General features: G+C 68.2%; 16 protein-coding genes. 11 read left to right on the top strand and 5 right to left on the bottom strand.

Going from position 1 to position 19,779, the window contains the following annotated elements; translation table 11 throughout:
• Positions 1-129: 129 nt before the first annotated feature.
• The 7 genes from CA12_RS13050 to argS all read left to right on the top strand — a co-directional run bounded on the left by CA12_RS13050 (position 130) and on the right by argS (position 8,998).
• On the top strand, positions 130-681 hold the full coding sequence (locus CA12_RS13050; RefSeq protein WP_165700735.1) for a transposase: 552 nt from the start codon (positions 130-132) through the stop codon (positions 679-681).
• Between the two features lie 42 nt (positions 682-723).
• Positions 724-1,623, top strand: coding sequence for a DUF58 domain-containing protein (locus CA12_RS13045; protein ID WP_145359345.1), 900 nt, complete (start codon positions 724-726; stop codon positions 1,621-1,623).
• Between the two features lie 202 nt (positions 1,624-1,825).
• On the top strand, positions 1,826-2,872 hold the full coding sequence (locus CA12_RS13040; RefSeq protein ID WP_242687902.1) for an ABC transporter ATP-binding protein: 1,047 nt from the start codon (positions 1,826-1,828) through the stop codon (positions 2,870-2,872).
• A gap of 108 nt (positions 2,873-2,980) precedes the next feature.
• Positions 2,981-4,714 (top strand): ABC transporter permease, encoded by a 1,734-nt coding sequence (locus CA12_RS13035; protein WP_145359344.1) that lies wholly within the window; start codon positions 2,981-2,983, stop codon positions 4,712-4,714.
• A gap of 106 nt (positions 4,715-4,820) precedes the next feature.
• Complete coding sequence (locus CA12_RS13030; RefSeq protein WP_145359343.1) at positions 4,821-6,257, top strand: hypothetical protein; 1,437 nt, start codon at positions 4,821-4,823, stop codon at positions 6,255-6,257.
• A gap of 140 nt (positions 6,258-6,397) precedes the next feature.
• Positions 6,398-6,931, top strand: a complete 534-nt coding sequence (rsfS, locus tag CA12_RS13025) for a ribosome silencing factor (protein WP_145359342.1) — start codon at positions 6,398-6,400, stop codon at positions 6,929-6,931.
• Between the two features lie 75 nt (positions 6,932-7,006).
• Positions 7,007-8,998: an arginine--tRNA ligase gene (gene argS / locus CA12_RS13020; RefSeq protein ID WP_145359341.1), complete on the top strand. Its 1,992-nt coding sequence runs from the start codon at positions 7,007-7,009 to the stop codon at positions 8,996-8,998.
• A gap of 103 nt (positions 8,999-9,101) precedes the next feature.
• Here argS and CA12_RS13015 read toward each other — a convergent pair whose 3' ends face one another.
• Positions 9,102-10,112 (bottom strand): PIN/TRAM domain-containing protein, encoded by a 1,011-nt coding sequence (locus tag CA12_RS13015; RefSeq protein WP_145359340.1) that lies wholly within the window; start codon positions 10,110-10,112, stop codon positions 9,102-9,104.
• Positions 10,113-10,300: 188 nt separating this feature from the next.
• Positions 10,301-10,855 carry an HIT family protein gene (locus CA12_RS13010; RefSeq protein ID WP_145359339.1) on the bottom strand — a complete coding sequence of 185 codons (555 nt, stop codon included), beginning with the start codon at positions 10,853-10,855 and terminating at the stop codon, positions 10,301-10,303.
• Between the two features lie 101 nt (positions 10,856-10,956).
• On the opposite strand from CA12_RS13010, the gene CA12_RS13005 reads away from it, so the two are divergent.
• Together CA12_RS13005 and CA12_RS13000 are read left to right on the top strand one after the other, a co-directional pair.
• A complete protein-coding gene (locus CA12_RS13005) occupies positions 10,957-11,811 on the top strand; it encodes a formyltetrahydrofolate deformylase (protein WP_145359338.1) in 855 nt (284 codons plus the stop codon).
• Positions 11,812-11,830: 19 nt separating this feature from the next.
• Positions 11,831-13,135: an outer membrane protein assembly factor BamB family protein gene (locus CA12_RS13000; RefSeq protein ID WP_145359337.1), complete on the top strand. Its 1,305-nt coding sequence runs from the start codon at positions 11,831-11,833 to the stop codon at positions 13,133-13,135.
• Positions 13,136-13,186: 51 nt separating this feature from the next.
• Here the strand turns inward: CA12_RS13000 and CA12_RS12995 are convergent, their stop codons facing one another.
• A complete protein-coding gene (locus CA12_RS12995; protein WP_145359336.1) occupies positions 13,187-14,647 on the bottom strand; it encodes an aldehyde dehydrogenase family protein in 1,461 nt (486 codons plus the stop codon).
• Positions 14,648-14,743: 96 nt separating this feature from the next.
• Between CA12_RS12995 and CA12_RS12990 the strand changes: the two genes are divergently transcribed.
• Positions 14,744-15,541: a 3-keto-disaccharide hydrolase gene (locus CA12_RS12990; protein WP_145359335.1), complete on the top strand. Its 798-nt coding sequence runs from the start codon at positions 14,744-14,746 to the stop codon at positions 15,539-15,541.
• A gap of 7 nt (positions 15,542-15,548) precedes the next feature.
• Here CA12_RS12990 and CA12_RS12985 read toward each other — a convergent pair whose 3' ends face one another.
• Positions 15,549-17,285, bottom strand: a complete 1,737-nt coding sequence (locus tag CA12_RS12985) for an alpha-amylase family glycosyl hydrolase (protein ID WP_145359334.1) — start codon at positions 17,283-17,285, stop codon at positions 15,549-15,551.
• A gap of 168 nt (positions 17,286-17,453) precedes the next feature.
• On the opposite strand from CA12_RS12985, the gene CA12_RS12980 reads away from it, so the two are divergent.
• Positions 17,454-18,326 (top strand): transposase, encoded by an 873-nt coding sequence (locus tag CA12_RS12980; protein ID WP_145358868.1) that lies wholly within the window; start codon positions 17,454-17,456, stop codon positions 18,324-18,326.
• A 46-nt stretch (positions 18,327-18,372) separates the two neighbouring features.
• Here the strand turns inward: CA12_RS12980 and CA12_RS12975 are convergent, their stop codons facing one another.
• Positions 18,373-19,641: a glycosyltransferase family 4 protein gene (locus CA12_RS12975; protein WP_145361518.1), complete on the bottom strand. Its 1,269-nt coding sequence runs from the start codon at positions 19,639-19,641 to the stop codon at positions 18,373-18,375.
• Positions 19,642-19,779: the final 138 nt, after the last annotated feature.

Genomic DNA, 19,779 nt, shown 5'->3' with positions numbered 1-19,779 from the left:
CAAGCGTAGGGCCGTCCCGCTTGCGGTTTCGCGGGTGACTCTCCCCGTGAGGACCGAGCGATGGTCGCCGCGTACCACCTCATCTGGACCGCGTACGGGTGGTGGCTTCCCAACGATCCGCGGGGGAGCATGTCGAAAGCAATCTCCGTCCGTTCGCTCCGGGAATTGGGGCCGCTCCATCAAGGGCGGAGAACGGTCCAACCGGCGGGGCGGGAGATTCGAGCGTTTTACGAGCGAGCCGCCGAGAAGCTGCGATACGACCTGCTGACGTTCTCCCCTGGCCAATGCGGCTGCATCGCCGAGGCGATGGGCGAAGCGGTCCGCCGCTGCGGCTACACCTGCTACGCCGCCGCGGCGATGCCGGATCACGTGCACGTGCTGATCCGTAAGCACCGGGATCGCGGCGAGACGATGATCGAGAACCTGCAGAACGCCTCCCGGGACTTGCTCCGGGAACGCGGCCACCGCGACGAGGAGCATCCGGTCTGGGGCGGGCCGGGGTGGGTCGTCTTCCTCGAAACGCCGGCCGATGTTCGTCGGGTGATCCGGTACGTCGAACAGAACCCCGTCAAGATCGGGTGGCCCGTCCAGAACTGGATCTGGGTGACAGAGTACGACGGCTGGCTGCCAGGGCTGAGCCCGCACCGACGCGACCCGCGAAACCGCAAGCGGCCACGCTGACCGCTGGCGGTTTCGCGGGCGGTTCTCCCCTATCATCGACCCATGCCCACTCCCACCGAGCGTTACCTTAAGCCGGAGGTCATTCAGACCGTCAGCCGGCTGGATCTGCGGGCGCGGTTTATCGTCGAGGGGTTCATGGCCGGGCTGCACGCCAGTCCGTTTCATGGGTTCTCCGTCGAGTTCTCGGAGCATCGCCGTTACGCCCAGGGAGACGATCCGAAGGACATCGACTGGATGGCCTTCGCCAAGACCGACCGGCTGTACGTCAAAAAGTATCAGGCCGAGACGAACATCACCGGCTGGCTGCTGATGGACCTGTCGGAGTCCATGGGCTACACGCACAGCCAAAAGCTCACCAAGCTGGATTACTGCATCTGTCTGGCGGCGGCGATGGGCTACCTGATGGTTCATCAGCAGGACCCCGTGGGGCTGGTGACGTTCGGCGACGAACTGCGGGCCAGCCTGCCGGCCCGCAGCAAACGCAAGCAGCTTGGCGACATGCTCGCGGTGCTCGCGGCGGCGAAACCCAGCGGCGGAACCGACGTCGGCGGGGCGTTGAAGAAGGTCTCCGCGATGGCCAAGCACCGCGGTCTGATGATGCTGTTCAGCGACCTGCTGACCGACCGCGACTCCACGCTAGAAGGCCTGCGGCGCCTGCGACACGCGGGGCACGACGTCATCGTGTTCCATGTACTGGACGCGGCGGAAGTGGAGTTCCCCTTCACCGGCACCGTCGACCTGACGGACCCGGAGACCGGCGAAAATCTCATTCTCGACGCCGCCGGCATGCGGGGCGAATACGCCGACGCCGTGCGAGAGTTTCGTGAAGACCTCCAGACCGAGTGCCGCAAGATGGGGGCGGACTTCGTGCCGCTGCACACGGGGCTGCAGTTCGACAAGGCCCTGCTGGAGTACCTGTCGCACCGCGAGGCGCGGTTCTGAGCGCTGCGTCGTTGATGCGGCCGGCGATGCCTCGACCGGGAGGGCGCCGGCGGCCTGACGGTCGCGGTTCCATCGCGGTCGGCACAGCCGGACCGTACGATCCGCGCCGCTGAAGATTTTGTCCGCCCGCGCCCAACGCCCCGCGCCGCGGACGCGTAGCGTCAGCGCCGCCCGCTCCGCCGACCCCGAGCCGTCTCCCCCCGTGGCCGACACCCTGACCGCCCCGCCCGCCGCCCCCGCCCCGCCGACGGCCGTCGACGAGGCCGCCCTCGGCCCGGGCCACCCCCTCGGCGAGACCGTCATCGAGGTGCGGAACCTCTCGAAGGTCTACCGCGACTTCTGGGGCCGCAAAAAGGTGCGGGCCCTCAACGCCCTCAGCCTGGACGTGAAGCGGGGCGAGGTGTTCGGCCTGCTGGGGCCCAACGGCTCCGGCAAGACGACGACCCTCAAAATGCTGCTTGGGCTGCTGTTCCCGACGGAGGGCTCGATTCGCATCCTCGGCAAGTCGGCCACGGACGTCTCCAAGAACGAAAAGATCGGCTACCTCCCGGAAGAGAGCTACCTCTATCGCTTCCTGAACGCGGAGGAGACGCTCGACTTCTACGGCCGCCTGTTCAAGATGACCAAGGCCCAGCGGCGGGCCAAGACGGACGAGTTACTCAAGCTGGTCAAGATCGAGCACGCCCGCAAACGGCAGCTCAAGGAGTACTCCAAGGGCATGACCCGCCGCATCGGGCTGGCCCAGGCGTTGATCAACGACCCGGAGATCGTGTTCCTCGACGAACCGACCTCCGGCCTGGACCCCAACGGGCGGGCCGACGTGAAGGACCTGATCCTCGGCCTGAAGGCCCAGGGCAAGACCGTCGTGATGTGCTCCCACCTGCTGGCGGAGATCGAGGACGTCTGCGACCGGATCGCGATTCTCTCCGGCGGCGAACTGAAGCTGCTGGGCACCGTGGACGAACTGCTCCGCAGCCGCGGGGAGACGCAAATCGTCACGCCGGAACTGTCGCCCGAAGCCCTCGCCGAGGTGCAGGCCGTGCTGGCGAAGCACCACGTCATCGCGGGCGTGACCCAGCCGAAGAAGACGCTGGAAGACTTGTTCCTGCGAACTGTTTCCGAGGCGGAGGCCCGCCCGGGCCGCACCTTCAGCGCCCAGGACCTGCCGGGCGAGGTGCCCCCGGCCGACGACGATCTGCCCGGGACCACGTCGGCCGGTATCCCGCCGGAGTCCGCCGACAAGGTCTGACCCCGACCGGCCGGCCCCCCAGGCCGACCGGCCAGACCCCCGGACCGACCGGCCTGACGCCGCCCGCCCCGCACGCCCGCACTCCCCCCTGACGTTCGCGTCCCCCGCATGGATCTGACCCCCCGCCTCTTCGATCCGACCGGCTCGGTCCTCACCTGGGTCCAGGTATTCGGATCGCTGACGCTGATCGTGTTGGCGATCGCGCTGCTCGCCGCGATCATCGCCGGCGGCGCCAGCGGGGCGAAGGGCTTCTTCCGCAGCCTCGCCGCCGGGGCGGCGGACCTGGTGAAGGTCTCCGGCGGGCACGTCTGGGCGATCGCCCAACTGACCTGGCGCGAGGCCCTGCGACGCCGGGCCCTGTACGTGTTCGCCCTGTTCGGGGTGCTGTTTATGTTCGCAGGTTGGTTCCTGTCGAACTCCGGCAACCGCCCCGCGGACCAGGTGAAGGTCTACGTGAGCTTCGTGCTGACGGTCATCGGCTGGCTCACGCTGTTGGTCATGCTGCTGCTCTCCTGCTGGGGCATTCCGGAGGACATCCGTCGCCGCAGCCTGCACACCGTGGTCACGAAACCGGCGCGGCGGAGCGAGGTCGTGCTGGGGCGGATGCTGGGGTACTCGCTGATCGGCACGGTGATCCTCGCGGCGATGGGGCTGGTGGGTTACATCTGGATCGCCCGGCAGGCCGACGGGGCGGACGTGGAGGAGGCGCTCGTCGCCCGCCGTCCGGTGTTCGCCATGGAAGACGAGTACGTCGTCGACCCGGAGACCGGCCAGACGTACCTCAAGCAGCGCGGCCTGCAGTTCTGGGACCGCGAGGGCCGGCCGACGGATAAGGGTCTGAACGTCGGCAACATCTGGGAGTACCGCGGCTACGTGGACGGCGCCTCCCGCATGTACGCCGCCTACACCTTCGACGGCGTCACCGAGGACGTCTTCCGCGACGTCACCCTCGAGGACGCCGCCACCGGCGAACGCACCGAGGGCCAGGTGCTCCAGTTCGAGAGCGACTTCGAGGGCTTTCGCACGATCAAAGGCAACATGAACCGGGGCCTGCTGATCCAGTTCACCTACGTGAACCCGGAGACCGGCCTGCGGGCGCCCGATCCGAAGCTGATCGAGCTGCAGGAGTTCGACGGCAACGTCCACAACCTGCCGGTGAAGTTCGCCTCCCGCGATCCGGAGACCGGCGAACTGGCGAACTACGACCTGCTCCGCGATTTCGTCACCGACGAGGGCCGCCTGACGGTCGAGGTGCGGTCGCTGGACCCGCAACAGCTCCTCGGCATGGGCCAGGCCGACCTGTTCATCCGCCCGCCCGACGGGCCGTTCGAACTGAGCTACCTCGGCAGCATCGTCGCCCTGTGGCTCAAAATGATCCTGCTCGTCGCCCTGGGGGTGACGGCCGGCACCTTCGTGAAGGGCCCGGTCGCCACGCTGCTGGTGTTCACCCTGCTGATCGTCGGGCAGCGGGCCCACTCGCTGATGAACGAACTGGTCGTCGGGGTGTTCCAGCCGGACAACCTCGCCGGCAGCGATCAGGGCGGGCCGATCGAGGCCGCGTACCGCATCCTCACCCACATGAACACGGTCAAGCAGATGGAGGAGGGGGTCGGCACGACGATTATCCAGACGCTGGACCAGGGCATCCTGTTTCTGATGTGGGCCCTGTCGCACGTCATCCCGGACTTCAGCGCCTTCGACACCGCCGCCCGCACCGCGGAGGGTTTCGCGATCCCCGCCGGGGACCTCGGCTGGGCGGCGCTGGTGACGCTCGGCTTCCTGATCCCCTGCTACATCGTGGGCACCCTCAGCCTGCGGTCGCGGGAGTTGGAGGCGAAGTGATCGCCGCCCTCCCCGCCCGACCGGCCGTTCTGCGCCCGGTCGTCCCACGCATCGCCGCCGCCCGTCGTAGTACCGACGACCCCCGACTCCTCCCTTTCGCCCCTCGATGAACGAGTTCACCCCCCGGCAGCGGAAGATCGCCTACGCGGTCGCCCTGCTGCTGTTGTCCATCCCGATCATCTGGCTCGGGCGCCCGGCGTCCGTCGCCAGCGCCGACCGGGCGGAGGGGGACGACGTCGGCGGCAAGCTGTCCCAAAAGCGGGACGCCTTCACCCTCGGCGAAGCCAGCCTCGGCAACGTGGACCCGTCCAGCAGCACGATGAACCTCGTGCTGTTCGGCCTGCGGGGCGTCGCCACCAACGTCCTCTGGCAGGACGCGATGGACGCTAAGGAGAAGAAGGACTGGGCCCGCCTCCGCAGCGACGTGGACAGCATCACCCTGCTCCAACCGCATTACGAAAAGGTCTGGGACTTCCAGGGCTGGAACCTCGCCTACAACGTCGCCGCGGAGTGGGACGGCGTGCCGGACCGCTGGTACTGGGTGAAGGAGGGCACGAAGTTCGTCATGGACGGCGTCGACCGGAACAGCCAGAGCCCGGACCTGCGATTCAAAGTCGGACAGATTCTCGGCCAGAAGATCGGCAACGCCGACGAGAAGAACTACTACCGCCGCTACTGGAACGAAGACCCGGACGTCGCCGCTTTCGGCGGTCAGACCGACCCGGAGCTGAACCGCGACCCCGCGGAGACCCGCAGCTTCCCGCACCACCACCTCGCCAGCCGGGCCTGGTATCAGTACAGCGTCGAGGCGAACGACAACCCGAAGTTCCCCCGGCAATCGCAGATGATCGAGGAGCTGTTCGTCTCCAAGCCGGCCGAGGCCCAGCGGCAATACGCCGAGGCGATCGAGGAGGCCGGCGAGTTCGCCGACGCCCCCGCCGCCTGGACTGACGCCCGCCGCGACTGGGTCGAGGGCCTCGGCAAGCGGCGGTTGCCGAGCTACATCGGCGCCACGGTGTTCGTCGAGGCGGACGAGGACGACATCCGCCAGATGGCTGAGGAGGTCAACGCCCGCCTCGCGGAGTACGGCATCGAACGCCGCATCACGCCCGAGGAAATTCAGGCGGAGATCGGCCGCAAGCGGAACTCCCTGAACTACGACTTCTGGAAGCAGAAGGCGACGCTGGAAGCCCGGCCGGAAACGGTCAAGGCCCGCCGGCTGGTCTATGAGGGCAAGCTGGCGCTGGTCAGCGACGAACCCGGCGCCCAGAAGATCGCCGCGGAGAAGCTCTGGGAAGGCCTCGAACTGTGGGATCAGGTTCTCCGTGAAAGCCCGCTGGGCACGGAGGACACGCTGGGCCTGTCGGAGCGGATGACGGACCTCGTCTACCTCCGCGACGCCCTGCAATTCACCACCGGCGTCGCCGAACTGCCGGAGGACGCCCCGCTGTACGACCTGTGGCAAAACTCCGACCCCTCCGCCCGCGAGGCGGCGATCGACGAGTTTGAGTACGAACGCCGCAACAACATCATCCGCGGCTAAATGCGGCGTCCGCGGGGCGCCCATCCGCCCGACGGGCGAACTTGGAGGGGGCGGCGGGTGTCTTCGCCGGTGGCGGAAGGGCGCCCGGGGGGCGATAATGAATCGTCACCCGTTGAACTGACACCCCGCACGCCCTGCCGATGCCGCAAACGCTCCCGCCGCACACCGATTCCGAGGCCCGCAAAGAGGCTGCGACCAAGGAGTCCGTCTCCTCCGCCGAACCGCAGCCCCGCGAACCGGCCCCGGACGCCGGCCCCCGCCGCGAGCGCGGCCGCCCGACGGCCCTCACGCTGGCGGAACTCTGCGTGAAGTTTCGCGGACGGGACACGAAGGTGCTGGACCTCACCGAGGTCACGCCGGTGTTCGACTATTTCGTCCTCACGACCGGCTCCAGTAAGCGGCAGATGGTCGCCCTGGCGGAGGAGGCGGACCTCGTGATGAAGCGGGCCGGCGCCCCGAAACTCGGCGGCGAGGGGGACGAGAGCGGCCTGTGGATCTTGAGGGACTACGGCGACGTGGTGCTGCACGTCCTCACCGACGACGCCCGCGATTTGTACGACCTGGAAGGGCTCTGGGGCGACGCGGAGCAGGTCGATTGGCGGGCCTCGCTCGGGCTGCCGGCGGAGGAACCCGCCGATGACGACGACGCCCCGTCGTTCGCCGAAGAGGAATAGTCGGCACGGCCGGGGTTCCGCCCCGGCCGGCCGCGGAACGGGGGCGAACCGGCACTCGTTTGCTAGATTGCCGGCATGGACTTTCTCGACGCTGCCCGGACCCGCTTCGCCCCCGCCCTCGCCCCGTATCTGGCGGAGGGGACGACCGCTGCGGAGTTTCTCGACCTGATCCGCCCGGCGAAGGACCCGCAGTTCGGGGATTTTCAGGCGAACTTCGCGATGCCGCTCGCCAAGCGGGCGCAGCGGCCGCCGCGGGAGTTGGCCGCGGAGATCGTCGCCGCCGCGGAGCTGACGGATCTGTTCGACCCGCCGGAGGTCGCCGGCCCGGGGTTCATCAACCTGCGGGTGCGGGACGACGTGCTCGCCGCGGAAACGGCCAAGCTGGCGGCGGACGAACGGCTGGGCGTGCCGGTTGCGGAGGCCCCCCAGACGATCACTGTCGACTTCTCCAGCCCGAACGTCGCCAAGCCGATGCACGTCGGCCACCTGCGGACGACCGTCATCGGCGACGCCGTCGTCCGCATTCTGAAGTTCCAGGGGCACCACGTCATCGGGGACAATCACCTCGGCGACTGGGGCACCCAATTCGGGATGATCCTGTACGGCTATAAGAACTTCCGCAACGAGGCGGCTTATCAGGCCGACCCGGTGACGGAGTTGGCCCGGTTGTATCGGACGGTCAATACGCTCAGCGATTATCACGCGGCGAAGAAGAAGCTGCCCAAGCTGGAGGCCGCGGTCGAGAAGTCCCGGCAGGCGGTCGCGGACGCCCCCCCGCCGGCTGACAAAGCGGCGAAGAAGCAGCGGGCCAAGCTGGAGGCGGAGGCGAAGACTGCCTTCGAAGCGATCGAGGCGGCAGAAAAGAAGATTGCGGCGATCGACAGCGATCCGACGCTCAAAAAACTCGCGGACGCCCACCCGGAGATCGCCGCCGCCGCCCGCAAGGAGACGGCCAAACTACACGCCGGCGACGCGGAGAACCGCCGGCTGTGGGAGGAGTTTTTGCCCCCCTGCCTCGCGGCGCTCCAGGTGATTTACGACCGGCTGGGCGTGCAGCACGACGCCGTTTACGGCGAGAGCTTTTATCAGCCGATGCTCGCCGACGTGGTGGACGAACTCCTGACGCGGGGGATCGCGGAGGAATCCGACGGCGCCGTCGTGGTGCGGAATAACGTCGACCCTGCCGGCAAGCCGGTCCCGGGGCCGTTCGTAATCCGCAAAGGCGACGGAGCCTTCTTGTACGGCACGACCGACCTCGCCACGGTGAAGCACCACGTCGATGAGTTGGGGGCGGACGTGATGCTCTACGTCGTGGACAGTCGGCAGGGGGATCACTTCGCCAACGTCGCCGCCACCGCCCGCCGGTGGGGGTTCACCGATACGGACTTCCGGCACGTCTCCTTCGGCACTGTGATGGGGGAGGATCGCAAGCCCTTCAAAACCCGCAGCGGGGACACGATCGGCTTGGAATCGCTGCTGGACGAAGCCGTCGAGCGGGCGCTGGCGATCGTCTCGGAGAACGACGACGCCAAGCCGGACGGCCCGGAACTGGACGCCGCCGAACGCCGGGCCGTCGCGGAGGCCGTCGGCATGGGCGGCATTAAATACGCCGACCTCGCCCACAACCGCGAAAGCGACTACGTGTTCAGCTGGGATAAAATGCTGTCCACGACCGGCAACACGGCGACCTACATGCAGTACGCCCACGCGCGCGTCTGCGGCATTTTCCGCCGGGGCAGCGTCGACCGCAACGCCCTGCGGGCCGAGTGGACGTCCGGCAACGGTGAGATTCTGCTCACCGACCCCGCGGAGCGGGCGATGGCCCTGCAACTCAACCGCTTCGCCGAGGCGGTCCGGGAGGCGTCCCGCGACCATCGGCCCAACGTACTGACGGACTACCTCTTCGAGACCGCCAAAGCGTTCAGCGCGTTCTTCGAGGCGTGCCCGGTGCTCAAGGCGGAGTCGGAAGAACTGAAAACCAGCCGCTTAATTCTCGCGGACACGACCGCCCGCGTCGTCGCCGCGGGACTCGGCCTCTTAGGCATCCGCGTGCTCGAACGGATGTAGAAGGGGAAGCTTCAAGACCAAGAACTCAAGAACCAAGGCCGCGGACTCCGAGGCCGTTTTGGTTCTTAATTTCTTGGTCTTGAGATTTCGAGCGACGCGATCCCTACACCGCCAGCTTCGAAAAGATCATCCGGCCGCTGTTGTTTTGCAGCACGCTGGTGACTTCGACCTGCACTTCGAAGCCCTGTTTGGGGGCAGCTTCCTCGCAGACGACCATCGTGCCGTCGTCCAGGTAGCCGACGCCCTGCCCCGGGGCCTCGCCGCGTTTTTGGATCTTGATGTTGAACCGGTCGCCGGGCAGGTGCCGGGGCTTGAGGGCGTTGGCGACGACGTTCAAATTGATGCTGCCGACGCCCCGGGCCGACGCCGCCCGGGCGAGGTTTTGGTCGTTCGTCACCACCCGGGCGCCCAGTTCGTCGGCGAGGGTCAGCAGGCGATGTTCGGCGGCTTGGCCAGTCAATTCTTCGCCGGTCGCCTCCACACGAACGTGGTTCCCGGGGAGGTCGCGGAGTTTCTGCAGCATGTCCAACCCCCGGCGGCCGCGGGCCCGGCGGGTTTTCTCGGGGCTGTCGGCGACGGACTGCACGAGGTTGATCACGAAGTCGGGCACGACCAGCAGCGTGTCCGCCAGACCGACCTCCGCCAGCCCCACGATGCGGCCGTCGATCAGGGCGCTGTCGTCCAGCACGAGCGGCCGGCCGCCTTTCAATTCTCGACTGAACTCCACGTACGGAATAATAAATCGAAACTCGCCCTTCGTCTGCAGCAGAAACGAGACGCTGAAGTAAACCAGCGCCAGCGGCACGACGATCTCGACCAGCCCCGCCCAGCTCGTGCCGGCGACGAAGGGCGAGAGGGCTTGCAACAGCAGATAGCTCAGCAGGGAGCCGACCAACACGCCGAAATAGACCGCGGAGATATCTTCAATCCGCTTGCGGCGGACGATCAGGTCCACCAGGACCAGCGAACTCATCAGGGCCGTCACGAACAGCCAGGTGAGAAACGGGTGGGCGTTGACCAGGTCCGGTCGGGCGGTCGACAACGAATTGACGAACACCGCCGTCGCCCCGCTGGCGGCCAGGATGTACAGGAGCCGCAGCGCGGTGAGCAACATGGGACAATGGCCGGCGGACCGCCGGGGGCGAACGAGCGACGGGGCGGCGGCGGGGCGGGATGCGTCGGGACGCCGCGGTGGGCTCCCGATTCTAAAGCTCCCGGGGGGCCGGTAAAGCGGCAACGGCACGGCGCCGGCCGCGGCGCCCGCCGGAGCCTCCGTCGGCCCGCATTCCCCTGCGGCCCGGCTTATCCCCCGCCGTCGGCGTCTCCGCGCAGCCGAGCGTGATCGACCAGCAACTCGTGCAATATTCCCAGCGACTGGGGAATGACGCTGGCGTTCGCGGTGACTGTCATGAAGTTCCCGTCGCCCGGCCACCGCGGCACGAGGTGCCAGTGCAGATGCCCCGGCAGCCCCGCCCCGGCAACGGCCCCGAGGTTCAGCCCCACGTTGAACCCCTGGGCGTTCAACGTCTCCCGCAGCGCCACGCACAGGTCGCTCAGCAGCGACTGGCAGGCGGCGGACTGCTCTGGCGAGAGTTCCGTGAGATCGCCGCGGTGCTCCAGCGGGGCGACCAGCAGGTGCCCGTTGTTGTAGGGGAAGCGGTTGAGCACCGCGACCGCCGGCCCCCGACGGGCGACGACCAGCCGCTCCGCATCGCCGGCCGGGTCCGCGGCGAGATCGCACAGGAAGCAGCCGGTCCCCCCTCCGTCGGCCGCCCGCGGGGCCTTCGCCCGGTTCGGGTCCTTGATGTAGTCCAGTCGCCAGGGAGCCCAGAGGCGGGCGCGGGTTAGCTCGTCCATCGGGGGGTTCTGATCGGGCCGCGGCGAAACCGCAAGCCGACGATGGTACGCTGGGCGCTTCGCGGGGGCGCCCAGGACGATTCGGAATTCGGGACTCAGGAATGCACGCCGTCGTCACCGCCGTCGGCCCGGATAACCGCGGCCTCGCCGACCCGATTATCCATCACCTCACGAGTGCCGGCGCCAATCTGCACGAAATCCAGATGTACGACCGCGATCAGGAACACCTGTTCGCGATGCTGGTGCGGGCCGAGTGGGAGAACGACGCGGACTCCGCCGTGCTGCGGGCGGACCTGGACCGCATCGGGGCGGAACGGGGCCTCAGCGTGAGGACGTGGGTCCCGGGGGAGCAGGCCCCGCCGCGGCTGGCCATCTGCACGACCTACCGCCCCGAGCCGGCGACCGCCGTGCTGCGGGCCGTCCGCGACGGCCGGTTGAAGGCGGAGGTCTCCTGCGTGCTCGGCAACCGCCCCGCCTGCCGCGGCGTGGCGGAGGAGTTCGGCGTGCCGTTCTTCGACATCGGCGACGACCGCGGCGCCCCGGACAACGACCGTCTGGTCGATCTGCTGGACGAACATGCCGTCGACTACGTCCTGTTGGCCCGCTACATGCGTGTGCTGCCGGCGGGGGTCTGCTGGAAGTACGCCGGCGGCCGCATCCTCAACCTGCACCACGGTTTACTGCCGCCCTTCCCCGGATTCCGTCCGTACGAAGACGCCCACGCCCGCCACATGCTGACGTACGGCTCCACGGTGCACTTCATCGTCCCGGAACTGGACGCTGGCGAGCAGATCGTGCACCAGGCGACCTTCACCGTCCCCCCGGGCACGTCGTTGAAGGAGATCAAACGGCGGGGCGAAACGGAACACGAACCCGCGGTGCTGGTCGAGGGCGTCCGCCGCGTGCTGGACGGCGAGGTCGCCCTGCGGTTCCACCGCGTCGTCCCGGTGACCTGAGCGGCGTTACGATGGCGGGATGAGAACCGCCGTCGCACTCCTGCTCGTCGCCTGCTCCCCCGCCGCGGCCGGGGATTGGCCGCAGATTCTCGGCCCGAACCGCGACGGCGTGGCGGTCGACGAAGCCGCGCTGACGGCGCTGCCGGCGGACCTCGACCCGCGCTGGACGAAGCCGGTCGGTCAGGGCTTCGCCGGGCCGGCGGTCGCGGACGGAACGGTCATCCTGTTCCACCGCACCACCGCCGACGACGGCGAGGACGTGGAACGCCTGGAGGCCCTCGACGCCGCCACCGGCGCGACCCGCTGGACCAGTGACGCCCCCGCGACCTACGGCGGCGGGTTCATCCCGGACGCCGGCCCCCGCTGCGTGCCGGTGGTCACCCCCCTGCTGGGCGGCCGGGTGGTCGCGTTCGGCGCTGCCGGCGTGCTGCGGTGCGTGAACGTGAAGGACGGGTCCGAACTCTGGCGGCGTGACGCCGCCGAGGACTACGGCGCCGACCCCGGCTACTTCGGCTTCGGCAGCACGCCGCTGGTCGTGTCGGACGGGAACGGCGGCGGGATCGTGCTGTGCGTCGTCGGCGGCGACCGGGACGGCGCGGGCGTCGTCGGCTTCGATTTGAAGACCGGAAAAACCCGCTGGACGGCGACCGACGCGCAAGCGGCGTACACTTCGCCGGTGTTAATGCCGCTGCGAAAGGAGCCGGAAGCGGTCGTGCCGACCCGGCTCACCACCTATGGGATCGAAGTGAAAACCGGCCGCGTGAAGTGGAACGTTCCCTTCGGCGCCCGCGGCCCGACGGCGGTGGGGGCGAACCCGGTGATCCTGCCGGGGCTCAGCCTCGCGACGCCGCGGTCGGATCGCGTGTTCCTCACGGCGAATTACGGCGTGGGGGCGACGCTATTAAACCGGATCGCCGAGAAGGCGACGGTCAATTACGAGGGATCGGACGTCCTCGCCGCCCACTACGCGACGCCGGTCGCCGTCGCCTCGAACCTGTACGGCGTCGACGGCCGGCAGGACGTGGGCGAAAGCGACCTCGTCTGCCTCGCCCCGGGCCGGAACGAACGCCGCTGGACCGAACGCGGCTTCGGTCACGCCACGCTGATCGGTCTGCCGGCCGGCGACGGGGGCGGCTCGCTGCTCGTGCTCAAAACCGACGGCGAACTCGTCCTCGTCGCCGCGGACCCGGACCGTTATCGCGAGCTTGGCCGCGCCCGACTGTTCGACTCCACCGTCAGGGCCCTGCCGGCCTACAGCGACGGCGTGCTCTACGCCCGAGACGAGAACGTCCTGCGGGCCTATCAATTGTCTGCACAAAAATAACGCCGAGGCCCCGCGGGGCCTCGGCGTTACGGCGCTGAAGAACGCTTCGAATTAACCCTGGTACTTGAGGTACACGCTCTTGTACCGCAGGTAGTGCTCCAGGCCCTTTTTGCCGTCGTCGCCGCCGACGCCGCTCTGCTTCCAGCCGGTGTGGTAGCCGTGGATGCTCTCCACGCAGCCGCGGTTGATATACAGCTCGCCCAATTCCAGATCGCGGATCGCCCGCATGATCTTGTTCATGTCGTTCGTCACCAGGTAGCCGGCGAGGCCGAACCGGGTGTCGTTCGCCAACGCGATGCCTTCGTCGAAGTCGTCAAAGGGGGCGACGGGCGAGACTGGGCCGAAGATTTCGTCCTGCATCAGCGGGTTGGAGTTATCCACGCCGGTGATGACGGTCGGCTTGTACCAGTAGCCCTTCTCGTACTTGCCCTCGCGCTCGAACAGGCCGCCGCCGGTCAGGGCGGTGGCGCCGCCGGCGACCGCGGCCTGCACCATGCGGTCGACTTTTTCCAGCTCCGTTTTATTGACCTTCGGGCCGAGGTACATGTCTTCGTCCAGCGGGTTGCCGACGGACAGCCCCTCCACCTTGGCGACGTATTTTTCGAGGAACTGCTCGTACACGCCCCGCTGCACGTAGGTGCGCTCGTTGGCGGTGCAGATCTGGCCGCAGTTCAGGAACCGGCTGAAGACGGCGATCTCGACCGCCTCGTCCACGTCCGCGTCGTTCAGCACCAGGAACGGGGCCTTGCCGCCCAGTTCCAGCGAGGCGAAGGTCACGTTCTCCGCGGCGGCCTTGGCGATCAGCTTGCCGGTTTTCACGCTGCCGGTGAAGGAGATCACGTCCGCCAGCGGGCTGCTGGTCAGGGCGGCGCCGGCGGTGGCCCCGCGGCCGGTGACCACGTTCACGATGCCCGGCGGAATGCCCGCCTCCTCCGCCAGTTTGGCCAGTTCCAAGGCCGTCAGCGGGGTGTCCTCGTGCGGCTTGAGCACGATCGCGCAACCGGCGATCAGCGCCGGGGCGAGCTTCCGGCAGGCGACGGCGTAGGGGAAGTTCCAGGCGATCACCGCGACCGCCACGCCGGCCGGCTGCGGGACGAGCCAGAGCTGTTCGTTCGGCTGGTCGGCGGAGAGGATCTCGCCCTCAATGTGACGGTCGAAGCCGGCGAAGTACCGCAGCCAGCTGTTGCCGAAGTCGATCTCGCCGCGGGCCTCGCGGATCGGCTTGCCGACCTCTTGGGAGAGCAGTTGGGCGAACTTCTCCTTCCGCTCGTCGACCAGATCGGCCCACTTCCGCAGGCAGTTGCCGCGTTCGACGCCCGTCAGCTTACCCCAGGCCTTCTGGGCCTGCTTGGCGAACTCCAGCGCCTCGGTGCATTGGGCGGCGGTGGCGTCCGGGGTGGTGGCGAGGACGGATTCGTCCGCCGGGTTGAGCACTTCGATCTTCGTGTCGCCGTCCTGCCAGCGGCCGGCGGCGTAGAATTGATAGTCTTTGGAGCCGGAGAACAGCGACATGCGGAAAGCCATTTCGTCGGGGAAGCCCGCGGTGCGGGGTGCGAGGCGAGCCGGTATCGTGGCGGCGTTCGCCCCGAGTCGCAATCACGCCCGCCGATGCACGCCCCCGACGCCCCAGACGCCTCCGACGACACGCACGACCCGCACGCTCACGCGGGGGACGGCATCGCCGAGGACCGCCTCGCCCGCATCCGCCGCCGCTTCGCCTACAGCGCCGCCGCCTTGGCGACGGCGGGGCTGATCGTGGCGCTCAACGGCTGCGGCAGCGAACCGGAACAGGACGCCACGGACACGGCGACGCCCTCCAACGAGGGCAGCGTCGCCACCGAGTTGCCGGTCGGCATGCCGAACTTCGTCCCGCTGCCCACGGCGCTGGAGAACTTCGCTCTGTTTCCTACCGACGGCGCGATCAGCTTCAACCCGACCGCCGACGGCGTGATCCTCGACGGCCGCGGCTACTTCGCGTCCACGGAACAGTACGGTCCGGACTTCACCGTCACCTACGAATATCGCTTCCCCAAAGCGGACCCGCTCGGCACGGAAGAAGTCCCCGGCGAGAACACCGGCTGCCTGCTGTTCATCGACGAGACGGACAAAGTCTGGCCGCGGTGCCTCGAAGTGCAGGGCAAGTGGGGCGAGACGGCCTCCATTAAATCCAACGCCAAGGACGTGACGGTCGAAAGCACGCTGGACGAGCCCGCCCGCGACGCCGCCCGCAAACCCCAGGGCGACTGGAACGCCGTGACGGTCGTCAGCGAAGGCGGGGCGTTGACGGTCACGCTCAACGGCGAACAGGTTTCGACCAGCCAGCCGACGGCGCTGACCCGCGGCCGCATCGGCTTTCAGGCGGAGGGCTACCCGGTGGAGTTCCGCGGCATGAGCATCGGCGAATAACGCGGGCTCAGGCCGTTTCCTTCACCCACGCCGTCTGCCACGGGCCGAGTTCGACCTGCTGGGCGTGGTCCGCGCCCCCGATCAGGTCCACGCCGCCCCGCCAGCCGGAGACGTCCGAGAGATCGGCCGTGACCGGGCTGCCGGTGAGGTTCGTGAGGCAGGCGATGCGTTCGGTTTCGTCCCGGTCGATCCGCACCAGGGCGACGAGGTCCGGGCCGAGGTCCAGCACGGTTTGCCCGGCCTCAGGATGAAACGCCGGTTCGGCCCGGCGGAGATTGAGGAGCGTGATATACCCCTCGAACACCGCCGCGGCGGCGGGCGTTTGGAGGTGTTCGTCCAGCTCGGACCGCGAGAACTTGCGGCGATTGACGGTCCGGGCCCGGCCGGTCTGCGCCACGCCCTCGCCCCAATTCGGCGTGCCGACGAGGCTGTGAAAATAAATGCCGGGGATGCCCTTCAGCGCCAGCATGACCGCCTGCGACGAGAGAAACCGGCGGACGTGGGCGTCGCGGGCCCCGGCGTCGTTCCCGGCGGAGGGATCCCCCAGGGCGCTGAAATAGGTGCAGTTCAATTCATACGGCGTTTTGCTGCCGTCCGGGTTGGTGCGGCGGCTGACCTGGCCGCCGCGGGCCTCGACGGCGGCGACGAGCCCCTCCAGCCGCTCCGGCGGGGCGAGCCCCTCCAACGGCCGCACGCCGACGCCGTCGTGACTAGCCGTGAAGTTAAAATACGTCATCCCCGTGCCCGGCTCGGACAGCCCCCGCAGCCAGTCGTTGAGGTACTGCCCATCGCCGGTGGTCAGGGCGTCGAGCAACAGCGGCGGGAGGCTGAAGTTATAAACGAGGTGCGCCTCGTCGCCGCCGCCGAAGTACGAAATATTTTCCGCGTGGGGGACGTTCGTCTCCGAGAGAATCAGCGTGCCGGGGGCGACGGCGTCCAACACCTCCCGCATCACCTTGAGGGCCGTGTGCGTCTCCGGCAGATGGATGCAGTTCGTGCCCAACCGCTTCCAGAGATAGGCGATCGCGTCCATCCGCAGAATGCGGGCGCCCCGGGCGGCGTAGCCGATCAGAACGTCCAGCATCTCGATCATCACCCCCGGCTCGGCAAAGTTCAGGTCGACCTGGTCGGCGCTGAAAGTCGTCCAGACGTGCTTCGTGCCGTCCGCCGTCTGAAACGGCGTGAGCAGCGGGTGCGTCCGCGGCCGGGTGACCTGCTGGAGCCGCGGGTCTTCGGGATCCTCGACGATGAACCAATCTTTGTACGGCTTCTCCTGCTTGAGAAACGCCTTGAACCAGGCGTTCTCCGCGGAGCAGTGGTTGAGCACGTAATCGAAGGCCAGGTCGAACCGCTCGCCCAAGGCCTCCACGTCGTCCCAATCGCCGACGTCCGGGTCGACGGCCCGATAGTCGATCACGCTGAAGCCGTCGTCGCTGCTATAGGGGAAGTGCGGCAGCAGATGCACCCCGCTCAGCGGGCCGTTTAATTCGTGGTCCAGCAGCCATTTCGTCTGAGCCGGCAGGGCGTGGCCGTCGCCGCCGGCTTCCCCGGAGTCGGGGCGGACCATGTCGCCGTAGGTGATGAGGACGGCGTCGGCTTCGTCCCACAGTTCGCCCTGCTTCGCCGGCAGGTCGTAGCGCTCGGCAATCGCTTCGACGCCCGCCAGCGCCTCCGACGCCCGGTCGCCGTAAAGCGTGGCGAATTGGGCGGTGAGCGAGTCGCGGACGGCGTCGGGCAGGGGCATGGTCTGGCCTTGGTCGGTGAGCCCGAAGCGCAAGCGAGGGTGGGGCGTCGCGCCCCTCGCTTGCTAGGAAATTGCAACTAGCGGCGCAACGTCTTGCGCAAAAACGAGTTGGGCCTCACGGTAGCGGGTGTTCCACCATCCGCCCCGATCCCCCAGCGGGAGACCGCCGTGAGGCACCAACTCTGGACCGCGATCGTCGCCGAACTGGCCCGCCTGCACAACGGCCGGCCCGGCCGCGGGCAGCGGTTCAGCGACCGCCGGATCCTCGAGGTCTACTTCTTCGCCGTCGTCCGGAAGCTGCCGGTCCGCCACGCCTGCGACGCCCGCAACTGGCCGGTCTGGCTGCGGGGACGCCCGCTGCCCAGCCCCGCGGCGATGAGCCGCCGGATGCGGTCGCGGTCCGTCCGGGAGTTGCTGGCCGCCCTGGACCAGGCGGTCGTCCGCCCGCCGGCCGGGCGGGGCGACGGCGGCCTGGCCCACTGGATCGACAGCACGCCCCTGCCGATCGGCCCGACCTCGACCGACCGGCACGCCGCCTTCGGACACGCCGGCGGGACGAAGGCCAACGGCTACCGGCTGCACCTGTTTTTGCGAGGCGACGGGTCGGTCGCCGACTGGCGGCTGACGCCGATGAACCGCGACGAGCGGGTCATGGCCCGGCGGATGATCCGTTCGGCGAAGGCGACCGGCTACCTGGTCGGCGACGGGAACTTCGACGTCAACGCCCTGCACGGCGAGTGCGAGGTCCGGGGCGATCTGCGGCTGATCGCCCCCAAACGCAAAGGCGGCTTCGGCCGCCGCAAACACCGCCGGGGCCGCTACGAAAGCGCGGCGCTGCTGGCGGAGCCGCGGGGGCCGTTCGCGGCCGCGTTGATGACCGGCCGGATCGCGGTCGAGCGGTTCTTCGGGACGCTCAAGTCCGCCGGCACGGGCCTGATCGGCTTGCCGCCGTGGGTGCGGACGATGCCGCGGGTCCGGCCGTTCGTGATCACGCACCTGATCCTCGACGCCCTCCGCCGACGGGGCGCGGTTGCCGCTTGATGCAATTTCCTATTGCGCTTCGGGCTCACGAGGGGGCGCCGCCGAATCAGAGTTCGTCTTCGCCGGTCAGGTTCGACACTAGGCTCTGGAGCTTGCGCCGCAGCACGGTGTAGCCGAAGAACCGCTGGGCGAGTCGATAGTTATGCGCGACCATCCCGTCCCGGTACTCCGCGTCGTCGATCACCCGGCGGACCTGATCGATCACGCCCTTGGTGAGGTAGCCGTCCATCGTGACGACCTCGAAACCTTTCGTTTCGATATCCTGCCGGAAGATGCTGTAGCGGTTCACCAGCACCGGCTTGCGGAAGTAAAACGCCTCCAGCAGCGCGTTGCCGAAGCCCTCGTACAGGGACGGGTAGGTAATAAAGTCCGCGTGCGGGTAGGTGTCCCAGAGGGAATAAATCTTGCGGCCTTCCGAGTCGCTGTGCCGGGTCTCGCCGACGCGGGCCGCGACGAAGCGCAGGTCCACGCCCTGGTGCTCCGCCATTTCGGCGAGGGCGTGCTGATATTCGTTCCCCTCGTCGCCGCTCTCATGGGTGATGACGAGTTTGCACCGCGGATCGCGGAGCTGGGCGACCAGGGAAATGGCGTGTTCGATCCCCTTCCGCGGGACCACGCGGGTCGGCTGGAGGATGAGGATGTCGTCCGGCGACACGCCGATTTCGCTGCGGAAATCGGAGCTATATAGGTCGCAGGTCTCCGGCGGCTCCTCGAAGTTCAGGACGTTCGGCACGAGGATCGAGCTGCACCCCGTCCGCCAGGCCAGGTCCTGCTGGGCCGGTGAATTAATCGTGACGTGCTGAATGCTCGGCAGGTTCGGGGGGAAGGCCTGCTCCAGATAGTCGCCGACCGCGTTCACCATGAAGCGGTCCCGCTCCCAGTAAAAGTCGTGGTGGTGGGCGATCGTGGGAAAGTTCGTCTCCGCGATGTACTGCGTCAGGGCCACGCCCAACGGGATGTTCATCGGGATGCACAGGCAGTTCTGGGCGACGAGCACGTCGATCTCGTACTGCCGGACGAAGTCCGCAATGCCCGTTTTCAGGTGATCTGCCAACTCGGCGATGCGGCGGGTGATCTTGGGGCTGCGGGTGACGCGGCCGAAGACCTCCTCGTTGATCGCCATGATCTCCGGGTGGCCGAAGTAGGCCTCCGGCACGACGCTGCTGATCGCCGGGTCGCGGTCGCTTTTCCCGCTGAACCAGAAGGAGGTGTCCTGGTTCGTCCAGAAGATCTGCGCCCACTTGGCGGCTTCGAGGCTGACGCCGTCGGTCCCATGGAAACGGGTGGAGACGAAGCCGATCCGGCGGCCGGGCATCTGGGTCACGTCGCGGGTGGAGCGAAGACCGGCCGCCGCTGGAACGACCGGCGAGCGTCAGCCGGTCGGCGGGCGGCCCGTCGGGCGGGCGGGGGGTTCGGTTCTACCCTCCCGCCCGCCCGCTTTCCACGGGGCCGC

It is taken from the genome of Alienimonas californiensis (assembly GCF_007743815.1).
Lineage (GTDB): Bacteria > Planctomycetota > Planctomycetia > Planctomycetales > Planctomycetaceae > Alienimonas > Alienimonas californiensis.
The sequence above is the reverse complement of the archived record's forward strand: the minus strand, read 5'-3'. Positions and strand labels throughout refer to the sequence as shown.

Excerpts from the sequence above, each read along its gene's own strand:
- CA12_RS13050 (WP_165700735.1), top strand. The coding sequence starts at position 130 with ATGTCGAAAGCAATCTCCGTCCGTTCGCTCCGGGAATTGGGGCCGCTC.
- CA12_RS13045 (WP_145359345.1), top strand. The coding sequence starts at position 724 with ATGCCCACTCCCACCGAGCGTTACCTTAAGCCGGAGGTCATTCAGACC.
- CA12_RS13035 (WP_145359344.1), top strand. The coding sequence starts at position 2,981 with ATGGATCTGACCCCCCGCCTCTTCGATCCGACCGGCTCGGTCCTCACC.
- CA12_RS13030 (WP_145359343.1), top strand. The coding sequence starts at position 4,821 with ATGAACGAGTTCACCCCCCGGCAGCGGAAGATCGCCTACGCGGTCGCC.
- rsfS (WP_145359342.1), top strand. The coding sequence starts at position 6,398 with ATGCCGCAAACGCTCCCGCCGCACACCGATTCCGAGGCCCGCAAAGAG.
- argS (WP_145359341.1), top strand. The coding sequence starts at position 7,007 with ATGGACTTTCTCGACGCTGCCCGGACCCGCTTCGCCCCCGCCCTCGCC.
- CA12_RS13015 (WP_145359340.1), bottom strand. The coding sequence starts at position 10,112 with ATGTTGCTCACCGCGCTGCGGCTCCTGTACATCCTGGCCGCCAGCGGG.
- CA12_RS13010 (WP_145359339.1), bottom strand. The coding sequence starts at position 10,855 with ATGGACGAGCTAACCCGCGCCCGCCTCTGGGCTCCCTGGCGACTGGAC.
- CA12_RS13005 (WP_145359338.1), top strand. The coding sequence starts at position 10,957 with ATGCACGCCGTCGTCACCGCCGTCGGCCCGGATAACCGCGGCCTCGCC.
- CA12_RS13000 (WP_145359337.1), top strand. The coding sequence starts at position 11,831 with ATGAGAACCGCCGTCGCACTCCTGCTCGTCGCCTGCTCCCCCGCCGCG.
- CA12_RS12995 (WP_145359336.1), bottom strand. The coding sequence starts at position 14,647 with ATGTCGCTGTTCTCCGGCTCCAAAGACTATCAATTCTACGCCGCCGGC.
- CA12_RS12990 (WP_145359335.1), top strand. The coding sequence starts at position 14,744 with ATGCACGCCCCCGACGCCCCAGACGCCTCCGACGACACGCACGACCCG.
- CA12_RS12985 (WP_145359334.1), bottom strand. The coding sequence starts at position 17,285 with ATGCCCCTGCCCGACGCCGTCCGCGACTCGCTCACCGCCCAATTCGCC.
- CA12_RS12975 (WP_145361518.1), bottom strand. The coding sequence starts at position 19,641 with ATGCCCGGCCGCCGGATCGGCTTCGTCTCCACCCGTTTCCATGGGACC.